Origin of the sequence: Paracoccus aerius (assembly GCF_014656455.1) — a bacterium.
Taxonomy (GTDB): domain Bacteria; phylum Pseudomonadota; class Alphaproteobacteria; order Rhodobacterales; family Rhodobacteraceae; genus Paracoccus; species Paracoccus aerius.
In genome coordinates, this window is sequence record NZ_BNCL01000001.1 from 124,124 (window position 1) to 142,141 (window position 18,018).

23 protein-coding genes are annotated in these 18,018 nt (G+C 65.4%); 13 read left to right on the top strand and 10 right to left on the bottom strand.

Annotation, left to right across the window (positions count from 1 at the left end):
* The first annotated feature begins 69 nt into the window (after window positions 1–69).
* The 7 genes from rpsA to IE224_RS00670 all read left to right on the top strand — a co-directional run bounded on the left by rpsA (window position 70) and on the right by IE224_RS00670 (window position 5,793).
* Window positions 70–1,749 carry a 30S ribosomal protein S1 gene (gene rpsA, locus IE224_RS00640; protein WP_167621919.1) on the top strand — a complete coding sequence of 560 codons (1,680 nt, stop codon included), beginning with the start codon at window positions 70–72 and terminating at the stop codon, window positions 1,747–1,749.
* Window positions 1,750–1,955: 206 nt separating this feature from the next.
* Window positions 1,956–2,240, top strand: coding sequence for an integration host factor subunit beta (gene ihfB / locus IE224_RS00645; RefSeq protein ID WP_167623407.1), 285 nt, complete (start codon window positions 1,956–1,958; stop codon window positions 2,238–2,240).
* 60 nt (window positions 2,241–2,300) lie between these two features.
* Window positions 2,301–2,723: a LapA family protein gene (locus IE224_RS00650; protein WP_191307204.1), complete on the top strand. Its 423-nt coding sequence runs from the start codon at window positions 2,301–2,303 to the stop codon at window positions 2,721–2,723.
* A 3-nt stretch (window positions 2,724–2,726) separates the two neighbouring features.
* A complete protein-coding gene (locus IE224_RS00655) occupies window positions 2,727–3,359 on the top strand; it encodes a phosphoribosylanthranilate isomerase (RefSeq protein WP_191307206.1) in 633 nt (210 codons plus the stop codon).
* Window positions 3,356–3,802, top strand: a complete 447-nt coding sequence (locus tag IE224_RS00660) for a GNAT family N-acetyltransferase (protein WP_191307208.1) — start codon at window positions 3,356–3,358, stop codon at window positions 3,800–3,802. The genes IE224_RS00655 and IE224_RS00660 overlap by 4 nt, the downstream gene beginning before the upstream one ends.
* A 47-nt stretch (window positions 3,803–3,849) precedes the next feature.
* A complete protein-coding gene (gene trpB / locus IE224_RS00665; RefSeq protein WP_191307210.1) occupies window positions 3,850–5,076 on the top strand; it encodes a tryptophan synthase subunit beta in 1,227 nt (408 codons plus the stop codon).
* A gap of 45 nt (window positions 5,077–5,121) precedes the next feature.
* A complete protein-coding gene (locus IE224_RS00670; RefSeq protein ID WP_191307211.1) occupies window positions 5,122–5,793 on the top strand; it encodes a hypothetical protein in 672 nt (223 codons plus the stop codon).
* A gap of 32 nt (window positions 5,794–5,825) precedes the next feature.
* On the opposite strand, the gene IE224_RS00675 is transcribed toward IE224_RS00670, so the two are convergent.
* The 3 genes from IE224_RS00675 to pth are packed head-to-tail and all read right to left on the bottom strand — an operon-like array spanning window position 5,826 to window position 7,553.
* Complete coding sequence (locus IE224_RS00675; RefSeq protein ID WP_308434826.1) at window positions 5,826–6,482, bottom strand: DUF4893 domain-containing protein; 657 nt, start codon at window positions 6,480–6,482, stop codon at window positions 5,826–5,828.
* Window positions 6,415–6,789 (bottom strand): DUF2237 family protein, encoded by a 375-nt coding sequence (locus IE224_RS00680; RefSeq protein ID WP_191307215.1) that lies wholly within the window; start codon window positions 6,787–6,789, stop codon window positions 6,415–6,417. Before IE224_RS00680 ends, IE224_RS00675 begins: the two co-directional genes overlap by 68 nt.
* Window positions 6,790–6,845: 56 nt before the next feature.
* A complete protein-coding gene (gene pth / locus IE224_RS00685) occupies window positions 6,846–7,553 on the bottom strand; it encodes an aminoacyl-tRNA hydrolase (protein ID WP_191307217.1) in 708 nt (235 codons plus the stop codon).
* Window positions 7,554–7,716: 163 nt separating this feature from the next.
* Here pth and IE224_RS00690 point away from each other — a divergent pair, with 163 nt between their 5' ends.
* From IE224_RS00690 to IE224_RS00710, 5 genes are all read left to right on the top strand, one after another.
* On the top strand, window positions 7,717–8,349 hold the full coding sequence (locus IE224_RS00690) for an ATP-dependent Clp protease proteolytic subunit (protein WP_167621927.1): 633 nt from the start codon (window positions 7,717–7,719) through the stop codon (window positions 8,347–8,349).
* Between the two features lie 151 nt (window positions 8,350–8,500).
* On the top strand, window positions 8,501–9,766 hold the full coding sequence (gene clpX, locus IE224_RS00695) for an ATP-dependent Clp protease ATP-binding subunit ClpX (protein ID WP_167621928.1): 1,266 nt from the start codon (window positions 8,501–8,503) through the stop codon (window positions 9,764–9,766).
* A gap of 200 nt (window positions 9,767–9,966) precedes the next feature.
* On the top strand, window positions 9,967–10,341 hold the full coding sequence (locus IE224_RS00700; protein WP_167621929.1) for an NADH:ubiquinone oxidoreductase subunit NDUFA12: 375 nt from the start codon (window positions 9,967–9,969) through the stop codon (window positions 10,339–10,341).
* Window positions 10,342–10,806: an outer membrane lipid asymmetry maintenance protein MlaD gene (gene mlaD, locus IE224_RS00705; protein ID WP_167621930.1), complete on the top strand. Its 465-nt coding sequence runs from the start codon at window positions 10,342–10,344 to the stop codon at window positions 10,804–10,806.
* The gene (locus IE224_RS00710) at window positions 10,803–11,153 is read left to right on the top strand and encodes a DUF2155 domain-containing protein (protein WP_308434827.1); all 351 of its coding nucleotides are present in this window, start codon (window positions 10,803–10,805) and stop codon (window positions 11,151–11,153) included. Before mlaD ends, IE224_RS00710 begins: the two co-directional genes overlap by 4 nt.
* Here the strand turns inward: IE224_RS00710 and aat are convergent.
* The 5 genes from aat to hisF form a co-directional block, all read right to left on the bottom strand.
* Window positions 11,120–11,749, bottom strand: coding sequence for a leucyl/phenylalanyl-tRNA--protein transferase (aat, locus tag IE224_RS00715; protein ID WP_229849184.1), 630 nt, complete (start codon window positions 11,747–11,749; stop codon window positions 11,120–11,122). The genes IE224_RS00710 and aat overlap by 34 nt on opposite strands.
* Before the next feature lie 9 nt (window positions 11,750–11,758).
* Entirely contained in the window at window positions 11,759–13,105 is a 1,347-nt protein-coding gene (accC, locus tag IE224_RS00720; RefSeq protein WP_191307219.1) for an acetyl-CoA carboxylase biotin carboxylase subunit, read from the bottom strand.
* A 7-nt stretch (window positions 13,106–13,112) separates the two neighbouring features.
* The gene (gene accB / locus IE224_RS00725; RefSeq protein ID WP_191307221.1) at window positions 13,113–13,616 is read right to left on the bottom strand and encodes an acetyl-CoA carboxylase biotin carboxyl carrier protein; all 504 of its coding nucleotides are present in this window, start codon (window positions 13,614–13,616) and stop codon (window positions 13,113–13,115) included.
* 108 nt (window positions 13,617–13,724) lie between these two features.
* Window positions 13,725–14,036, bottom strand: a complete 312-nt coding sequence (locus tag IE224_RS00730) for a phosphoribosyl-ATP diphosphatase (protein ID WP_167621933.1) — start codon at window positions 14,034–14,036, stop codon at window positions 13,725–13,727.
* Entirely contained in the window at window positions 14,033–14,794 is a 762-nt protein-coding gene (gene hisF, locus IE224_RS00735; protein WP_167621934.1) for an imidazole glycerol phosphate synthase subunit HisF, read from the bottom strand. The genes IE224_RS00730 and hisF overlap by 4 nt, the downstream gene beginning before the upstream one ends.
* A gap of 97 nt (window positions 14,795–14,891) precedes the next feature.
* Between hisF and selD the strand changes: the two genes are divergently transcribed.
* Complete coding sequence (gene selD, locus IE224_RS00740) at window positions 14,892–15,947, top strand: selenide, water dikinase SelD (RefSeq protein WP_191307223.1); 1,056 nt, start codon at window positions 14,892–14,894, stop codon at window positions 15,945–15,947.
* A 61-nt stretch (window positions 15,948–16,008) separates the two neighbouring features.
* Here selD and IE224_RS00745 read toward each other — a convergent pair whose 3' ends face one another.
* The gene (locus IE224_RS00745) at window positions 16,009–17,034 is read right to left on the bottom strand and encodes an oligopeptide/dipeptide ABC transporter ATP-binding protein (RefSeq protein WP_191307225.1); all 1,026 of its coding nucleotides are present in this window, start codon (window positions 17,032–17,034) and stop codon (window positions 16,009–16,011) included.
* Entirely contained in the window at window positions 17,031–18,017 is a 987-nt protein-coding gene (locus tag IE224_RS00750) for an oligopeptide/dipeptide ABC transporter ATP-binding protein (RefSeq protein WP_191307227.1), read from the bottom strand. Before IE224_RS00750 ends, IE224_RS00745 begins: the two co-directional genes overlap by 4 nt.
* Between the last annotated feature and the right edge of the window lies 1 nt (window position 18,018).

Sequence of the window (18,018 nt, forward strand, 5' to 3'; positions counted from 1 at the left end):
AGGCGTCATAAAGACCGGCGGAGCCAACCGCATGGCCAGTAAAATCGTCGTAAAGGAAACCGATCATATATGTGCGCTAAAGCGACCATGGAGGAATTCGAAGCCCTCCTGAACGAAAGCTTCGACATTGACACCCCGGACGAAGGTTCGGTCGTCAAGGGCCGCGTCATCGCCATCGAGGCGGGACAGGCCATCATCGACGTCGGCTACAAGATGGAAGGCCGCGTCGATCTGAAGGAATTCGCAAATCCGGGCGAGGAGCCCAGCATCAAGGTCGGCGACGAGGTCGAGGTCTATCTGGACCGCGTCGAGAACGCCCGCGGCGAAGCCAGCATCTCGCGCGAGAAAGCCCGCCGCGAGGAAGCCTGGGACCGTCTGGAAAAAGCCTATGCCGATGAAGAGCGCGTCGAAGGCGCCATCTTCGGCCGCGTCAAGGGCGGCTTCACGGTCGACCTGGGCGGCGCTGTCGCCTTCCTGCCCGGTTCGCAGGTCGATGTGCGCCCCGTGCGCGACGCCGGCCCGCTGATGGGTCTGAAGCAGCCGTTCCAGATCCTCAAGATGGACCGCCGCCGTGGCAACATCGTCGTGTCGCGCCGCGCCATCCTGGAAGAAAGCCGCGCCGAACAGCGCGCCGAGGTGATCGCCAACCTGACCGAAGGCCAGACCGTGGACGGCGTCGTCAAGAACATCACCGAATACGGTGCGTTCGTCGACCTGGGCGGTGTTGACGGCCTGCTGCACGTCACCGACATGGCCTGGCGCCGCGTCAACCACCCGTCCGAGATCCTGTCGATCGGCGAGACCCTGAAGGTCCAGGTCATCAAGATCAACAAGGACAGCCACCGCATCAGCCTGGGCATGAAGCAGCTGCAGGCCGATCCGTGGGATACGGTGGGCGACAAGTTCCCGATCGGCTCGGTCCATCAGGGCCGCGTGACCAACATCACCGACTACGGCGCATTCGTCGAACTGGAAGCCGGTGTCGAGGGTCTGGTCCATGTCTCGGAAATGAGCTGGACCAAGAAGAACGTCCATCCGGGCAAGATCGTCTCGACCTCTCAGGAAGTCGAAGTGATGGTGCTGGAGATCGACGAAGCCAAGCGCCGCGTGTCGCTGGGCCTGAAGCAGACGCAGCGCAACCCGTGGGAAGTGTTTGCCGAAACGCATCCGACCGGCACCGTGATCGAAGGCGAGGTCAAGAACATCACCGAATTCGGTTTGTTCGTGGGCTTGGAAGGCGATATCGACGGCATGGTCCACCTGTCGGACATCTCGTGGGATGCCCGCGGCGAAGACGCGATCCAGGACTTCCGCAAGGGCGACGTGGTGAAAGCCGTCGTCCAGGACGTGGATGTCGAGAAGGAACGCATCAGCCTGTCGATCAAGTCGCTGGAAAACGAGCACATGGCCGAAGCCGTTGACGGCGTGAAGCGTGGCTCGGTCGTGACCGTCGAGGTCACCGCGATCGAGGATGGTGGCGTCGAGGTGGAATACAACGGCGTCAAGTCGTTCATCCGCCGCAGCGATCTGGCCCGCGACCGTCAGGACCAGCGTCCCGAACGCTTCCAGGTCGGCGACAAGGTCGATGCCCGCGTCACCAACATCGACACCAAGACCCGTCGTCTGGGCCTGTCGATCAAGGCACGCGAGATCGCCGAGGAAAAGGAAGCCATCGACCAGTACGGCAGCTCGGATTCGGGCGCGTCGCTGGGCGACATCCTGGGCGCTGCCCTGAACCGCGGCAACTGATCGCGGCCCAGGCATGATATTGCCCGCTCCGCAGATGCGGGGCGGGCTTTTTGCTGCCTGGCGAACGGGCAGGGAATCTCCACCTCTCTTGCGTGATCGAGGCAAAACTGGCATCGCTATGGAAACTGGGAACCTTTTCCTGCGTTGCCTCTTGTCACAAGTCCTGCGGACGACATCTTGCAGCCGTTACGCCACCTGGGGGGATGATGATCCGGTCCGAATTGATCCAGCTTATCGCTGACGAAAACCCGCATCTGTTCCGGCGCGATGTCGAGCGGATCGTGAACACCGTGTTTGAGGAAATCATCAACGCCATGGCACGCGGCGACAGGGTCGAACTTCGCGGCTTCGGGGCCTTCTCGGTCAAGAAGCGCGACGCCCGCACCGGCCGCAATCCCCGCACGGGCGAGGCCGTGGATGTGGACCAGAAGTCCGTTCCCTTCTTCAAGACCGGCAAACTGTTGCGTGATCGGTTGAACGGGGACGCCTGAAGGGCTTATTAGGTTGCACAGCATCGTGCCGTGACCGGCGGCCGCAACCAAGGACATTCCATGCGCTTTCTTCGACTGATCTTCGTGGTCCTGCTGGCGGTCATCCTGATTGCCGTGGCCTTGGCCAATCGCGAGACGGTGACCCTGTCGGCCTTTCCGGCCAATTTCGGGCAGTTCCTCGGCGGCCGCTGGGCCGTCGATCTGCCCCTGTTCCTTGTGATCTTCCTGGCCTTCGCCCTCGGCATGATCGCCGGCCTGGTCTGGGAATGGCTGCGCGAGTCCCAGATCCGCCGCGAAGCCAAGGCACAGGCAAGCCGCGCGGCCAAGCTGGAAAGCGAAGTCGGCCACCTGCGCAGCCGCCACGCCGCCCCCAAGGACGAGGTTCTGGCGATCCTCGACAGCCCACGGGCCGGGCGGCAGCCGACGCTGCCGGCGGCTTCGGCGGAGCCGGCGGCAGGCACCACGCTGCCCGCCCGGACCTGAGCCATGTCGCAGGTCAAGATCTGCGGCCTGCGCCGGCCCGAGCACATCTCTGCGGCTGCCGAGGCCGGGGCGCGCTACGTGGGCCTGGTGTTCTTTCCGAATTCGCCCCGCGCGGTCTCGGTTGACGAGGCTGTAATGCTGGCACCCCTGGTGCCGGTCGGGGTGGCGCGTGTCGGGCTGTTCGTCGATCCGGACGATGCCCTGCTGGACGAGGTTGTGGCCCGTGTGCCGCTTGACGTGATCCAGCTTCACGGCAGCGAAAGCCCGGATCGGGTGGCTGCGGTCAAGGCGCTGACCGGCCTGCCGGTGATGAAGGCGGTGGGTCTTTCCGACGCCTCGGACCTGCCGGCGCTGACGGATTACGGGCTGGTGGCGGACATGCTGCTGGTCGATGCCAAGCCGCCGCGTGACGCCGACCTTCCGGGTGGTAACGGCCTGTCCTTTGACTGGCGCCTGCTGGTCGGTCGCAAGTGGCTGCGCCCCTGGATGCTGGCGGGCGGGCTGACGGCACAGAACGTGGCCGAGGCCATCCGCCTGACCGGCGCGCCCGCCGTGGACGTGTCCTCGGGCGTGGAGGCTGAGCCGGGCCTGAAGGACGAGGGGCTGATCCGCGCCTTTATCGCAGCCGCGTCATGACCGTCCTGTTCCGTCCTGCCGCGCGCGACGAGGTTCCGGCGGTCGTGGCTCTCCTGGCCGACGACATCCTGGGGCAGGCGCGCGAGACGACCGATCCCGCGCCCTATCTTTCCGCCTTTGACGCAATGCAGCGCCAGGGCGAAAACCACCTGATCGTCGGCCTGTCCGGCGACCGATTGGTGGCCTGCTATCAGTTGATCTTCATCCCCGGCCTCTCGGCCAAGGCAACGCTTCGCGCGCAGATCGAGGGGGTGCGCGTCGCCTCTGACCTGCGGGGCCGGGGGATCGGCGCGCTGCTGGTGGCCGATGCCGAAGCGCGGGCCCGCGCCGCCGGCTGCGGGCAGATGCAGCTGACCACCAACCGGACCCGCATGGACGCGCATCGCTTCTATGACCGCCTGGGCTTCACCCCCAGCCATATCGGCTATAAGAAGACGCTCTGAGGCTTCTTCGTTGCCCAAATACCCATTCCAACCGTGAAGGCGATCCCATGGCCGATGATCTGGTGAACAGCTACAAGACCGGCCCCGATGAGCAGGGCCGGTTCGGCATCTATGGGGGCCGCTTCGTCAGCGAGACCCTGATGCCGCTGATCCTGGACCTGGAAGCCGAATACGAACGCGCCAAGACGGACCCTGAATTCTGGGCCCAGATGGACGACCTCTGGACCCACTATGTCGGGCGGCCCTCGCCCTTGTATTTCGCGGAACGGCTGACGGAATACTTGGGCGGCGCCAAGATCTACATGAAGCGGGATGAACTGAATCACACCGGCGCGCACAAGATCAACAACGTGCTGGGCCAGATCCTGCTGGCGCGCCGCATGGGCAAGACCCGGATCATCGCCGAAACCGGCGCGGGCCAGCACGGCGTGGCGACCGCGACGGTCTGCGCGCGCTTTGGCCTGAAATGCGTGGTCTACATGGGCGCACACGACGTGGAACGCCAGGCGCCGAACGTGTTCCGGATGCGTCTGCTGGGGGCCGAGGTCGTGCCCGTCACCAGCGGTCGCGGCACGCTGAAGGACGCCATGAACGACGCGCTGCGGGATTGGGTGACGAATGTGCGCGACACCTTCTATTGCATCGGCACCGTGGCCGGCCCGCACCCCTATCCGGCGATGGTCCGCGATTTCCAGTCGATCATCGGGAAAGAGGTCAAGGAGCAGATCCTGCCGCGCGAAGGCCGGCTGCCCGACACCATCATCGCCGCGATCGGCGGCGGGTCGAATGCAATGGGCCTGTTCTACCCCTTCCTCGACGACAAGGAAGTCCGCATCATTGGCGTCGAGGCTGGCGGCAAGGGCGTGGACGACCGGATGGAGCATTGCGCCAGCCTGTCGGGCGGGCGCGCGGGCGTCTTGCACGGCAACCGCACCTATCTGCTGCAGGACGACGACGGCCAGATCCTGGAAGGCCATTCGATCAGCGCGGGCCTGGACTATCCGGGCATCGGCCCGGAACATGCCTGGCTGAACGATACCGGCCGCGCCGAATATGTCAGCATCACAGACGACGAGGCCCTGGCCGCGTTCCAGTTGTGCTGCGCCCAAGAAGGGATCATCCCGGCACTGGAGCCCAGCCATGCCCTGGCCCATGTCATCAAGATTGCGCCGGGCCTGCCGCGCGACCATCTTATCGTGATGAACATGTGCGGGCGCGGCGACAAGGACATCTTCACCGTCGCCAAGCATCTGGGCTTTGATATCAAGACGTAAGGCGCTGGAACCTCTGTGATGCGCCGCGGGTTGAGGCCCGACCGCATGACGGAGGACACCATGCTCAAGACATCGCAGAAGACATCCCTGGCCCTCGCGCTGATCGGCGCGACCGGGGGCTTTCTGGCCACGCCGGCCCTGACCCAGACGGTGGTCGAGACGCCCGGCGGCAATACCGCCGTCATCGTCGATCCCGCATTGCAGCCGCAGCCCCCGGTCGGCGCAGTCGCCGTCCCGGCCTTCCCCTTGCCCGAGCAGATCCAGAACGACCAGGTCGTGATCGAGACGCTGCTGTCCCAGGGCTTCACCGACATCCACATCCTGCGCGAAGGCGCGCTGATGACGGTGAACGCGCAGCGCAACGGGCAGCCGACCGAACTGGTCTACAGCATCGCGAATGGCAGCCTTGTCTCGGTTGATGGCGTCGAGATGCGCGCAGGCCCGGACACCAGCAGCGGAGGCGACGTGGCCCGGGACGTGCTTGGGGGCAACAATAGCGGCGGCACCACCGATGCCGATGACGGCGCGGAAGACGGCGATACGGGTGCGGACGCCGGAACTGGCACGGGTGGCGAGGCTGGGGCAGGCGGCTCTGACGGTGGTTCCGATGGCGGTGGCGCAGGATCGGACGGTGCCAGCGGTTCCGACGGCGGATCGGACGGCGGATCGGATGGTGGGTCCGATGGCGGTTCGGGCGGGTCCGGCAGCAACGGGTAACACCAGGACACCGGGCCTTTTGGCCCGGCGTTTCAACGCGTCAGCAGCAGGATGTTGAAGCGCGATTCCAGCTGCGGGCTGGGGAACAGGATTCGCCCTTTGGTCTGCGAGACCATTTCCACAACACCCACTTCGGGCAGTCTTTGCGGGTCGGCCTGAATGTCGGCTTGTTCGGGCAGTTCCGCGTAGGCGGGCGGCCTATCGCCCGCGATGAAGCCCGTTCCCAGATAGACCAGCCGGTCGCCATCACGATAGATCTGCCCTTTGGTCCGCTGCGAGCCAGTCAGCTTTTCGAAGCCACCATCGGTCGTCATCCTGCAGTTGAATGGGCTATAGGCTGTCACTGGCAAAAGGCCGCCCACCTTGATCATCCGACAGGACCAGTCCCCGGCCAGGATCGGGACAGCGTGGTCCGCCGGCAGGGCCTTCCCGGACAACGCCTCGATCATCATGTCCAGATCCGCCCCTCCGCCCTCGGATAGGGCCTGAAGCAGCGCATCCCCGGCCGCGGCATGATAGCCGGCAAGCCGTTCCCGGTCCGCGGGCCTGATCGGCATTTCGCTGGGCAGATCCTGCGCCAGGACTTGGAGGGGCAGCACACTCAGCGCAAGTGCCAGACGCTTAGCTTTGCGCATTGACGGCATGGGCGCGCAGCAGCTCGATCGGGATGATGTCAAGCGCCCGAGCATGGGTCGATTCCAGCACGACCTTCGGCGCCCCGAACTCTTGCGCGGCCTGGAGGAAACGCGCCGCGCAGAGGCACCAGCGGTCGCCAGGCTTCAGCCCGTCGAAACGGTATTCGGGACGCGGCGTGCTCAGGTCGTTGCCCAGATATTTCGACAGCGCCAGGAACTCGGCGTCGACCACCACGCAGACGGTGTGGCTGCCGGCATCCTCTGGTCCCGTGTCGCAGCAGCCGTTGCGGTAAAACCCCGTCAGCGGCTTCATCGAGCAAGGCTCGAGCCGTGTTCCAAGGACGTTCAGCGACGGTTCCATGTCCGATCCTCCCAAGGGTCAGGCTAGCGCCAGGGACGGGCGAGGCCAACCCCGGATCAGCGGAAGCGGTCGGTCAGTTGCCGCAGCTTGTCCGTCAGGGTCGCGGGCTTGTCGGGCTCTGCCGGGGCGAGGGATGGGGGGGAGTCCTTGACGGGCGCGGGCGTGGCCAGGGCGGGCCGCGTCCCGCTGTTTCGCGCGGGCTGGGTTCGGGCCGCCACAAGGTTCTGGAACCGCGCGCCGTCGCCTTGGGCCAAAGCCTCGGCCCCGTCCGAGATGCCGCGCAGCAGGTCGTCCAGCCATTCTTGGTCGGCCTTTGCGAAGTCCGACAGGACATATCCCGCGACCCGGTCCTTGTGGCCCGGATGGCCGATCCCCAGCCGGACGCGGCCATAATCGGGGCCGATATGCTGGTGGATCGACCGAAGCCCGTTATGACCCGCATGGCCGCCGCCCTGCTTGACCCGGCACTTGGCGGGCGCCAGATCCAGTTCGTCATGCAGGACGATCACGTCTTCCGGGTTCAGCTTTAGGTATCGCATCGCTTCGCCAACCGATTGCCCTGACAGGTTCATGAAGCCCTGCGGCTTCAGCAGGGTGACCCGCATGGCCCCCAGCCGGCCTTCAGATACAAGACCCTGGAAGCGCGCCTTCCATGGGGAAAAGCCATGATCCTGGGCGATCCGGTCCACGGCCATGAAGCCGATATTGTGGCGGTTTGCGGCATATTTCGCGCCGGGATTGCCCAGACCCACGATCAGTTTCATGTCCATCTCCTGCTGGCGGCGCCGTCGGGGACGGGCCGAACTTCGTTCCATGCCTTGCAGCGGACCTTGCCCGTTACTAAGACTCTGTCAACCTTTCGCGGCTATCGGTGGGATCAGCGCCCTGGCGAATCGCGGGAACAGGGACACAAGGCAAGGACAGACGATGACCGATCCGGCAGAATTCTACATGAACACCCTTGTCCCCATGGTGGTCGAACAGACCTCTCGCGGGGAACGGGCCTATGACATCTTCTCGCGCCTGCTCAAGGAACGGATCATCTTCGTGTCGGGTCCCGTGCATGACGGCATGTCCACCCTGATCTGCGCGCAATTGCTGTTTCTGGAAGCTGAAAATCCCAACAAGGATATCAGCATGTACATCAACAGCCCCGGCGGCGTCGTGACCTCGGGCCTGTCGATCTATGACACGATGCAATACATCCGCCCGCGCGTCTCGACGCTGGTGGTCGGGCAGGCCGCCTCGATGGGCTCGCTGCTGCTGGCGGCGGGCGAACCGGGGCTGCGCTATTCGCTGCCCAACAGTCGCGTGATGGTCCACCAGCCCTCGGGCGGGTTCCAGGGACAGGCCACTGACATCCTGATCCACGCACGCGAGACAGAGAAGCTGAAGCGCCGCCTGAACGAGATTTACGTGGCCCATACCGGCCGCAGCCTTGAGGAAGTCGAGCAGGCGTTGGAGCGTGACCGCTTCATGTCGCCCGAAGAGGCAAGGGACTGGGGTCTGATCGACGAAGTGGTTGCCCCGCGCGGCAAGGCGGAACCCGAGAAGAAATAGACTTGTTGGGGATTGTGACGCGCCTGCGTCATCCTTAACATAAGGAACACAGGCCTGCGGCGATCCTTTCGCCGCTGGACAATTCAGTTGCGGCCCCCGGCGCCGGGCCGCCCGCGGTTGGCAGACCTGCGGCAATCAAGGATCTTGGACGATGGCAAACCAGTCCGGCAGTGACAGCAAGAACACGCTCTATTGCAGCTTTTGCGGCAAGAGCCAGCATGAGGTGCGCAAGCTGATCGCAGGACCAACGGTCTTCATCTGCGATGAATGCGTCGAACTGTGCATGGACATCATCCGCGAGGAAACGAAATCCTCGGGGTTGAAGTCGGGCGACGGCGTGCCGACGCCCAAGGAGATCTGCGCGGTTCTCGATGATTACGTGATCGGCCAGGAACATGCCAAGCGCGTGCTGTCCGTGGCCGTCCACAACCACTACAAGCGGCTGAACCACGGCGGCAAGGGCGAGATCGAGCTTGCCAAGTCGAACATCCTGCTGATTGGTCCGACCGGCTGCGGAAAGACGCTTCTGGCCCAGACCCTGGCCAGAATCCTCGACGTTCCGTTTACCATGGCCGACGCGACCACGCTGACCGAGGCCGGCTATGTGGGCGAGGATGTCGAGAACATCATTCTCAAGCTCCTCCAGGCATCGGAATACAATGTCGAGCGTGCGCAGCGCGGCATCGTCTATATCGACGAGGTCGACAAGATCACCCGCAAGTCCGACAACCCCTCGATCACGCGCGACGTCTCGGGCGAGGGGGTGCAGCAGGCGCTTCTGAAGATCATGGAGGGCACGGTCGCAAGCGTTCCCCCGCAGGGCGGCCGCAAGCATCCGCAGCAGGAATTCCTGCAGGTGGACACGACCAACATCCTGTTCATCTGCGGCGGCGCCTTTGCGGGCCTTGACCGGATCATCGCGCAGCGCAACAAGGGCACCGCGATGGGCTTCGGCGCCAGCGTCAAGGAAAACGACGACCGCGGCGTGGGCGAGCTGTTCAAGGAACTGGAGCCGGAGGATCTGCTGAAGTTCGGCCTGATCCCGGAATTCGTGGGCCGCCTGCCCGTGATCGCGACCCTGACCGACCTGGACGAGGAAGCGCTGATCATCATCCTGACCAAGCCCAAGAACGCCTTAGTCAAGCAGTATCAGCGCCTGTTCGATCTGGAAGGCGTGCAGCTGACCTTCACCGATGACGCCCTGCAGGCCATCGCCAAGCGCGCCATCAAGCGCAAGACCGGCGCGCGGGGTCTGCGGTCGATCATGGAGGACATCCTGCTCGATACCATGTTCGAACTGCCGGGGATGGACAGCGTCGAAGAGGTCGTGGTGAACGAGGAAGCGGTGGACAACGCCGTCGCGAAGCCCTTGCTGATCCACGCCGACCCCAAGAAGGAAGCCGCCTCGGCAAGCTGAAACAACTGGGCGCGCAGGGGGTGTCTGCCCATGTTCCCTGCGCCTTTCTTGCCGGTTGGTGCCGCGGTTGAAGGGTTTACCTGACCTCTCCACCAAGCGCGGCGGGCAAGTTTATCTGCGGCTTGCCAGTCGGGCAGGCTGGATCTTGGACGCAGTTTGGGCCATATCTGCGGCAGCCACGAATAAGAGGTTCCAGCCCCATGTCTTTCTTGCTCCGCGCCCTGACCTGGTGGAACAGCCAGACCGTCAACACCCAGTTCTGGACCTGGCGGAACGGGATAAAGGTTGGCGAGGATGCCGAGGGCAACGTCTTCTACCAGAACAAGGACGGATCGCGCCGCTGGGTGATCTTTAGCGGCGAATCCCAGGCAAGCCGGGTCAGTCCGGAATGGCATGGCTGGCTGCACCATACCTGGGACGAACCGCCGACCAAGGCCCCGCTGGCCCGCAAGTCCTGGGAAAAGCCGCATCGAGAGAACCCGACCGGGACTGTGGGCGCCTATTACCCGGAAGGGTCGCTTTACCGTGCGGAACAACCGGCGCGCAGTGATTACGACGCCTGGCAGCCCGAATAGATGTCGGCAGGGGCAGAGCACCGGGCAGAGCTTTTGGCCGGAACCGCGGTTCTGGTCGTTGCCGCGGGATTTCTGGCCTGGGGGTTCGGCACGGACTTTTCGCGCGAAGCGGGCTACGAGGTCCGCGCATCCTTTCCCGACGTCGATGGGGTTTCGGTCGGGACCGAGGTCCGGCTGGCCGGGGTTCCGGTGGGCCGCGTCTCGGACGTGGCGCTTAATCCCGACACCTACATGGCCGATGCGCGGCTGACGCTTCCTGCCAATATCGCGCTTCCTTCCGACAGTGCCGCCCTGATCCAGTCGGATGGCCTGCTGGGCGGGGCCTATATCCTCATCCAGCCGGGCGGCAGCCCGGACAATCTTTCCCCCGGCGACGAGATCGAGGATGTGCAGGGTGCTGTCAGCCTGCTGCAGTTGATGATGAAGTTCGTGGACAGCCAGTCGCAGGACGAGGAAAACTCGTGATCCGGTCCCTGCTGGTCATGCTGGCCTTGGCCGCGCCTGCCGCAGCGCAAGAGGTTGCACGAGCCAACGGCGCCCTGCTGCGCGGATTGGACAAGATTTCGGGCCGCACCACGGATCTTCCGGTCGAGGTGGGACAGGCGGTGAGCTATGGCAGGCTGCAGGTCCGTCTGGGCGAATGCCGCTATCCCGCCGGCGATCCCAGTTCGGACGCCTATGCCCAGCTGACGATCACGGATACGGCGCAGAACGTGACCCTTTTCAGCGGCTGGATGATCGCATCGTCCCCCGCGCTGTCGGCGCTTGACGACCGGCGCTATGACGTCTGGGTGATTTCCTGCCAAAGCTGATCCCCACCCGGCAACGGGGCTGACAGCAGGTCGGCCTGCCGGGGCAGGGCATCGGCCAGCAGGGCGCGGTATTGCGCGCGCGGTATTTCCCGGCCACCCATGCGTTCCAGATGCGGCGTCAGGAACTGCGTGTCGAACAGGGTAAAGCCGCAGCGCGCAAGTTGGCTGGACATCCACAGAAGCGCCATCTTGGACCCGTTCGTCCGGGCCGAGGCCATGGACTCCCCGAAGAAGGCCGCCCCGATCGTCACCCCGAATATGCCGCCCGCAAACCTGCCATCATGGCGGATCTCAAGCGCATGGGCGCGGCCCGCCCGGTGCAACTGGGAATAAAGACGGGCCAGCGGCTCATTGATCCAGGTCGTGTCGCGGTCCGCGCAGGCAGCCACCACGGCCTCGAAGTCGCCGTCCAGATGCGCCGTCCATCCACCCCTTCGCAGATCGCGCAATAGCGACCGCGAGGCATGGACCCCGCCAACCGGCAGGATCCCCCGCAACGGCGGATCGAACCAGTGCAGCCGCGTGTCGTAGGCGCTTTCCGCCATGGGAAAGACGCCCTGCGCATAGCCTTTCAGCAGTTGCGCGGGCGTCAGCACGATCCGGCCTCAGCCGAATTTCTGATCCAGCCAGCGTTCCAGCCAGTGGATCGAATAATTGCCCGACCGGATATCGGGTTCCTGCAGCAGGGCCGTGAACAGCGGAACCGTGGTATCGATCCCGTCCACAATCAATTCGCCTAAGGCACGCTCAAGCCGCGCTAGGGCTTCGGACCGGTCGCGGCCATGCACGATCAGCTTGCCGATCAGGCTGTCGTAATAGGGCGGAATGGAATAGCCGTCGTAAAGCGCACTGTCGATCCGAACGCCCAAGCCGCCCGGCGCGTGATACTGGGTGATCCGGCCGGGGCAGGGCGAGAAGCCCGGCACCTTTTCGGCGTTGATCCGGACCTCGATCGAATGGCCGCGGATCGAGAGATCCTCTTGCCGGAACTCCATCTCCTGACCGGCGGCGACCAGGATCTGCTGGCGGACCAGATCCACGCCGAAGATCGCCTCCGTCACGGGATGTTCGACCTGCAGGCGGGTGTTCATCTCGATGAAGTAGAACTCGCCGTCCTCATACAGGAACTCGATCGTGCCGGCGCCTGCATAGCCGATACGGGCCACGGCATCGGCGCAGACCTTGCCGATGCGGGCGCGTTCCTCGGCGCTGATGGCGGGGCCGGGGGCTTCCTCCAGCACCTTCTGGTGGCGACGTTGCAGGGAACAGTCGCGTTCGCCCAGATGGACAGCACGGCCCTTGCCGTCGCCGAAGACCTGGATCTCGATGTGGCGCGGCTTCTGGAGGTATTTCTCGATATAGACGTCGGGATTACCGAAGGCCGCCTTGGCCTCGGCCCGCGCGGTGCGGAACGCGACCTCCAGGCCCGCTTCGTCCTGGGCCACCTTCATGCCGCGTCCGCCGCCGCCCGCCGTGGCCTTGATGATGACTGGATAGCCGATTTGCGCCGCCACGCGCTTGGCCTGCTCCACGTCATCGACGCCACCGTCGCTGCCCGGAACGCAGGGCACGCCCAGGTTCTTCATCGTGTCCTTGGCGGTGATCTTGTCGCCCATGATGCGGATATGTTCCGCGCGGGGACCGATGAAGGTGATGCCGTGGTCTTCGACCATCTGCACGAAGGCCGCGTTTTCGGACAGGAAGCCATAGCCCGGATGGATCGCCTGCGCGCCCGTGATCTCGCAGGCGGAAATGATGGCGGGCATGGAAAGGTAGCTGGCCGATGACGGCGCCGGGCCGATGCAGACCGATTCGTCGGCCATGCGGACGTGCATCGCATCGGCGTCAGCCGTGGAATGAACCGCGACCGAGGCGATGCCCATCTCGCGGCAGGCGCGAATCACGCGCAGGGCAATTTCGCCCCGGTTGGCGATCAGGATCTTGTCAAACATCCCCGCCTCACTCGACGACCATCAGGGGGGCGCCGAATTCGACCGGGGTGCCGTCGTCGATCAGGATGCGCTTGACGGTTCCTGCGCGGGGCGAGGGGATGTGGTTCATGGTCTTCATCGCCTCGACGATCAGCAGCGTGTCGCCTTCGGCAACGGCTTGCCCGATCTGGACGAAAGGCGTGGCTCCTGGTTCGGCGGACAGGTAGGCGGTGCCCACCATGGGCGAGGTAACGACGCCCGGCAGGCTGGCCGGATCTTCGCTGACGGCGGGCAATTGCGCGGCCGGTGCGGAGGGCGCGGCAGCGGGTGCAGGGGCCGCGGCGACGGGGGCTGCGGCATAGGCAATCTGCTTGCCCTGCTTGGACAGGCTGACCGTCAGCCGGTCATGTTCGCCATATTCCCGCTTGACCGACAGTTCCGACAGGTCGCTGGCATTCAACAGTTCCGCAAGCGACTGGATGAAAGCCACGTCGCCTTCGTGATGCTTGCCGTTTTGGGAATCGTTGCTCATGCGGTCCTCTGCCATGTTTATTCGGTTGCGGGCCTGCCGCAACAATTTGCCCGCTTATAGACCCCAAGGCACCCCAAGGAAAAGGGCAAGCGACACAAGGCCCAGCGATTACGGACGCGACGCCTTTTCCACCAGTCCCGAGGTCCCGGCCCGCCGTTCCAGTTCCGTCTCGACATCGGCCAGCGTCACGTCCCGCGCAGCCAGCATCACCAGAAGGTGAAAGATCACGTCCGCCGCCTCGCTGGTCAGGCGGTCCCGGTCGCCCTTGACCGCCTCGATGATCGCCTCGACCGCTTCCTCGCCGAACTTCTCGGCGCATTTCTCGGGGCCCTTCGCCAGCAGTTTCGCCGTCCAACTGCTGTCGGGATCGGCAGCCTTGCGGGCGGCGATGGTGGCGGCAAGGTCGTGAAGCGCGCTCATGCGAGCCTCATCGGGATGCCGGCGGCGGCCATGTGGGCCTTGGCCTCGGCCACGGTGAAGGTGCCGAAATGGAAGATCGAGGCAGCGAGGACGGCGCTTGCATGGCCTTCGGTCACCCCCTCGACAAGGTGGTCCAGCGTGCCGACCCCGCCCGAGGCGATGACCGGGATGTTCACCGCATCCGCGATGGCGCGGGTCAGGGGGATGTTGAAGCCCGCGCGCGTCCCGTCGCGGTCCATGCTGGTCAGCAGGATTTCCCCGGCGCCCTTCGCCTCGACCGTGCGGGCGAACGCGACGGCGTCGATGCCGGTGGGCTTGCGCCCGCCATGGGTGAAGATTTCCCAGCGGCCATCCGCGACGGTCTTGGCGTCGATGGCCACGACGATGCACTGGCTGCCGAAGCGGTCGGCGGCATGGGCCACCACGTCGGGATCGGCCACGGCGGCCGAGTTGAAGCTGACCTTGTCGGCCCCCGCAAGCAGCAGCGCACGCACATCCTCATGCGTCCTGACACCGCCGCCCACGGTCAGGGGCACGAAGCATTGTTCCGCCGTCCGCGTCACCAGGTCGAACATCGTGCCCCGGTTTTCATGCGTGGCATGGATGTCGAGGAAACAGATCTCGTCCGCGCCTGCGGCGTCATAGGCGCGGGCGGCCTCGACGGGGTCGCCGGCGTCGATCAGGTCCACGAAGTTGACGCCCTTCACGACGCGGCCGTCGGCCACGTCCAGGCAGGGGATGATGCGGGTCTTGAGCATGGGCTTCTCCTTGCGCCGACCGTCCTAAGCGCAAACCGTCCTTCGTTGAAGATGCGATTTTGGGGTGATAGCGTGGCACCAACCGAAGGAGACCCCGATGGACGACCAGCAAAAGACTGAACCCCGCCTGACATCCCTGTCCCACGGGGGCGGCTGCGGCTGCAAGATCGCGCCCGGCGTGCTGACGGGGCTGCTGCGCGGCACGGCGATGCTGCCGGTGCCCGAGGCGCTGCTGGTGGGGATCGAGACTTCGGATGACGCGGCGGTCTATAAGCTGAACGAGCGGCAGGCGCTTGTGGCGACGACGGATTTCTTCATGCCCATCGTCGACGATCCGTTGGACTTCGGCCGCATCGCCGCGACCAATGCGATAAGCGACGTTTATGCAATGGGCGGCACGCCGATCATGGCGCTGTCGTTGGTCGGTATGCCGATCAACACCCTGTCGGGGGAAACCATCGCCCGCATCCTGGAAGGCGGCGCGATGGCCTGCCGCGAGGCGGGCATCCCCATCGGCGGCGGCCATACCATCGATTCAGTCGAGGCGATCTATGGCCTGGTGGCGCTTGGGCTGGTCGATCCGGCCCATGTAAAGCGCAACAGCGGCGCGCGGCCGGGCGACGTGCTGATCCTGGGCAAGCCGCTGGGCGTCGGCGTGATGTCCGCGGCGCTGAAGAAGGGCGCGCTGTCGGATGATGGATATCGTGCGATGGTCGGGGCCACGACGAAGCTGAACACCCCTGGCCCGGAACTGGCGCGGCTGCCAGGAGTCCATGCGATGACCGACGTGACGGGCTTTGGCTTGGCAGGCCACGCGCTTGAGATGGCGCGGGGATCGGGTTGCGCGTTGCGGCTGGACTGGGCAGCCGTGCCGATGCTGCCGGGGGTGGGTGATCTGGCTGTCGCCGGCTACGTCACCGGCGCTTCGGGGCGGAACTGGGCCAGCTATGGCGCGGATGTCGTGCTGCCCCAGGGCTTTGCCGATACCCATCGTGCCCTGCTGACCGATCCGCAGACCAGCGGTGGCCTGCTGGTGGCCTGCGCCGAGGCTGAGGCCGGGGCCGCCCTGGCGATCTTTGCCGACCACGGCTTTGCCGAGGCCGCCGTGATCGGTCGCGCCTGCGAGGGGCCGGGGCACATCGTCGTCGGCTGACTTGGCAGGCAAGCTCGCCATGCCTCCGGCGGGGACACTTGGATGAAAAAGAAGCGGCGGGTCAGGCCGCTTCGGTGGCGCGGGCGCGGGCGATTTCCTGTGGCGTGAAGGGGCCGGGGAAATGGCAGGCGGTCTGGTGGCGATCTCCGGCAAGGACCGGCACCTCGGCCGCGCAGCGGGGTGCCGCACGCGGGCAGCGGGTGCGGAAGACGCAGCCTGAGGGTGGATTCATGGGCGAGGGCAGGTCGCCTTTCAGCGGCACCACGGTCGCGGCGGGATCATGCGCGGGATCCGGCACCGGGACGGCTGACAGCAGCGCCTGCGTATAGGGGTGCTGCGGATCGGCATAAAGGTCTCGCGCGGGCGCGATCTCCATCACCTTGCCCAGGTAGAGGACCATCACACGGTCGCTGATGTGGCGCACCACCGACAGGTCATGGGCGATGAAGATCAGCGACAGGCCCAAATCGGCCTGCAGCCGCATCAGCAGGTTGATGACCTGCGCCTGGATCGACACGTCGAGCGCGCTGACGGGTTCGTCGCAGATGATCAGCCGGGGTTCCACGATCAGCGCGCGGGCGATGCCGATCCGTTGGCATTGTCCGCCGCTGAATTCGTGGGGATAGCGGTTGATCTGGCTGGGCAGCAGGCCCACCCGGTCCATCATCGCCTTGACGCGGTCGCGAACCTGGGACCGGGGCAGAGCGGGCTGATGGGTCACCAGCGGTTCGGCGATGATCTGGCCCACGGTCATACGCGGATCCAGGCTGGCAAGCGGATCCTGGAAGATCATCTGGATCTGGCTGCGATAGGCCATCATCTGCCGCGCCGACAGACCGATCAGGTCGGCGCCGTCCTGCCATTCAGCGCGCCCCGTTGCGGGGACCAGGCCGATCAGCGCGCGGGCCAGCGTGGACTTGCCGCAGCCGGATTCACCCACCACGCCCAGCGTCTCGCCCGGTCGCAGGGTGAAGCTGACGCCGCCGACGGCCTGAAGGTTGCGGGGGCGGGACCAAGGCATCGCGCCAGCCTGCCGGACGGAAAAGCTGACGCGAAGATCGCGCACGTCGAGAAGGGGCTTCGTCATGGGCGTGTCTCCGTTCCGGCGCGCAGTTCCGCCAAGGGGGCGAAGCAGGCCCGCCAGCGGTCGGGTGCGAAGGAGGCCAGCGGCGGGCGGTGGTCGCAGTCGCCACGGCGATAAGCGCAGCGCGGCCCGAAGGCGCAGCCCTGCGGCGGGCGGGACATGTCGGGCGGCTGGCCGGGAATGACGGCCAGTTCGCCCTCGTCCGTGTCGATCCGCGGGATCGCCGACAGCAATCCTTGGGTATAGGGGTGGGCGGGATCGGCGAAGAGCGGACCCACCGGCCCCAGTTCTCGGATGCGCCCGCCATACATCACCGCCACGCGCGAACAGGATCCGGCGACGACCCCCAGGTCGTGGGTGATCAGCATCATCGCCATGCCGAAGTCGCGTTGCAGGTCCGACAGCAGCGTCATGATCTGCGCCTGCACCGTCACGTCCAGGGCGGTCGTGGGTTCGTCCGCGATCAGCAACTTGGGCCGGCACAGCAGCGCCATCGCGATCATCACCCGCTGCCGCATCCCGCCGCTGAACTCATGCGGATAAAGACGAACCCGGCCCTTGGCGTCGGGGATGCGCACCGCTTCCAGCATCCGCACGGATTCGGCCACGGCCGCGCGCTTGGACAGGCCCTTGTGCAGGACCAGCACCTCGGCCATCTGGTCCGAGACGCGCATGTAGGGATTCAGCGAGGTCATCGGATCCTGGAAGATCATCGCGACCTTCTCGGCCCGGACCCGGTTGATGACCTTGGGCGGGGCGTTCAGGATTTCCTGCCCGTCCAGCCGCACGCTGCCCGAAGCCTGGCCGTTGCGCGCCAGAAGGCCCATGACCGCAAAGGCCAGTTGCGACTTGCCCGACCCGGATTCGCCCACGATGCCCAGCGTCTCGCCCGGCTGGACGGTCAGGCTGACATCGCTGACGGCGTGAACCTCGGCGTCATGGGTGTGGAAGCGGACCGACAGGTCGCGGATGTCCAGAAGTGCCATG

Coding starts and splice junctions, on each gene's coding strand:
- rpsA (WP_167621919.1), top strand. CDS start 70: ATGTGCGCTAAAGCGACCATGGAGGAATTCGAAGCCCTCCTGAACGAA.
- ihfB (WP_167623407.1), top strand. CDS start 1,956: ATGATCCGGTCCGAATTGATCCAGCTTATCGCTGACGAAAACCCGCAT.
- IE224_RS00650 (WP_191307204.1), top strand. CDS start 2,301: ATGCGCTTTCTTCGACTGATCTTCGTGGTCCTGCTGGCGGTCATCCTG.
- IE224_RS00655 (WP_191307206.1), top strand. CDS start 2,727: ATGTCGCAGGTCAAGATCTGCGGCCTGCGCCGGCCCGAGCACATCTCT.
- IE224_RS00660 (WP_191307208.1), top strand. CDS start 3,356: ATGACCGTCCTGTTCCGTCCTGCCGCGCGCGACGAGGTTCCGGCGGTC.
- trpB (WP_191307210.1), top strand. CDS start 3,850: ATGGCCGATGATCTGGTGAACAGCTACAAGACCGGCCCCGATGAGCAG.
- IE224_RS00670 (WP_191307211.1), top strand. CDS start 5,122: ATGACGGAGGACACCATGCTCAAGACATCGCAGAAGACATCCCTGGCC.
- IE224_RS00675 (WP_308434826.1), bottom strand. CDS start 6,482: ATGCTCGGGCGCTTGACATCATCCCGATCGAGCTGCTGCGCGCCCATG.
- IE224_RS00680 (WP_191307215.1), bottom strand. CDS start 6,789: ATGGAACCGTCGCTGAACGTCCTTGGAACACGGCTCGAGCCTTGCTCG.
- pth (WP_191307217.1), bottom strand. CDS start 7,553: ATGAAACTGATCGTGGGTCTGGGCAATCCCGGCGCGAAATATGCCGCA.
- IE224_RS00690 (WP_167621927.1), top strand. CDS start 7,717: ATGACCGATCCGGCAGAATTCTACATGAACACCCTTGTCCCCATGGTG.
- clpX (WP_167621928.1), top strand. CDS start 8,501: ATGGCAAACCAGTCCGGCAGTGACAGCAAGAACACGCTCTATTGCAGC.
- IE224_RS00700 (WP_167621929.1), top strand. CDS start 9,967: ATGTCTTTCTTGCTCCGCGCCCTGACCTGGTGGAACAGCCAGACCGTC.
- mlaD (WP_167621930.1), top strand. CDS start 10,342: ATGTCGGCAGGGGCAGAGCACCGGGCAGAGCTTTTGGCCGGAACCGCG.
- accC (WP_191307219.1), bottom strand. CDS start 13,105: ATGTTTGACAAGATCCTGATCGCCAACCGGGGCGAAATTGCCCTGCGC.
- accB (WP_191307221.1), bottom strand. CDS start 13,616: ATGAGCAACGATTCCCAAAACGGCAAGCATCACGAAGGCGACGTGGCT.
- IE224_RS00730 (WP_167621933.1), bottom strand. CDS start 14,036: ATGAGCGCGCTTCACGACCTTGCCGCCACCATCGCCGCCCGCAAGGCT.
- hisF (WP_167621934.1), bottom strand. CDS start 14,794: ATGCTCAAGACCCGCATCATCCCCTGCCTGGACGTGGCCGACGGCCGC.
- selD (WP_191307223.1), top strand. CDS start 14,892: ATGGACGACCAGCAAAAGACTGAACCCCGCCTGACATCCCTGTCCCAC.
- IE224_RS00745 (WP_191307225.1), bottom strand. CDS start 17,034: ATGACGAAGCCCCTTCTCGACGTGCGCGATCTTCGCGTCAGCTTTTCC.
- IE224_RS00750 (WP_191307227.1), bottom strand. CDS start 18,017: ATGGCACTTCTGGACATCCGCGACCTGTCGGTCCGCTTCCACACCCAT.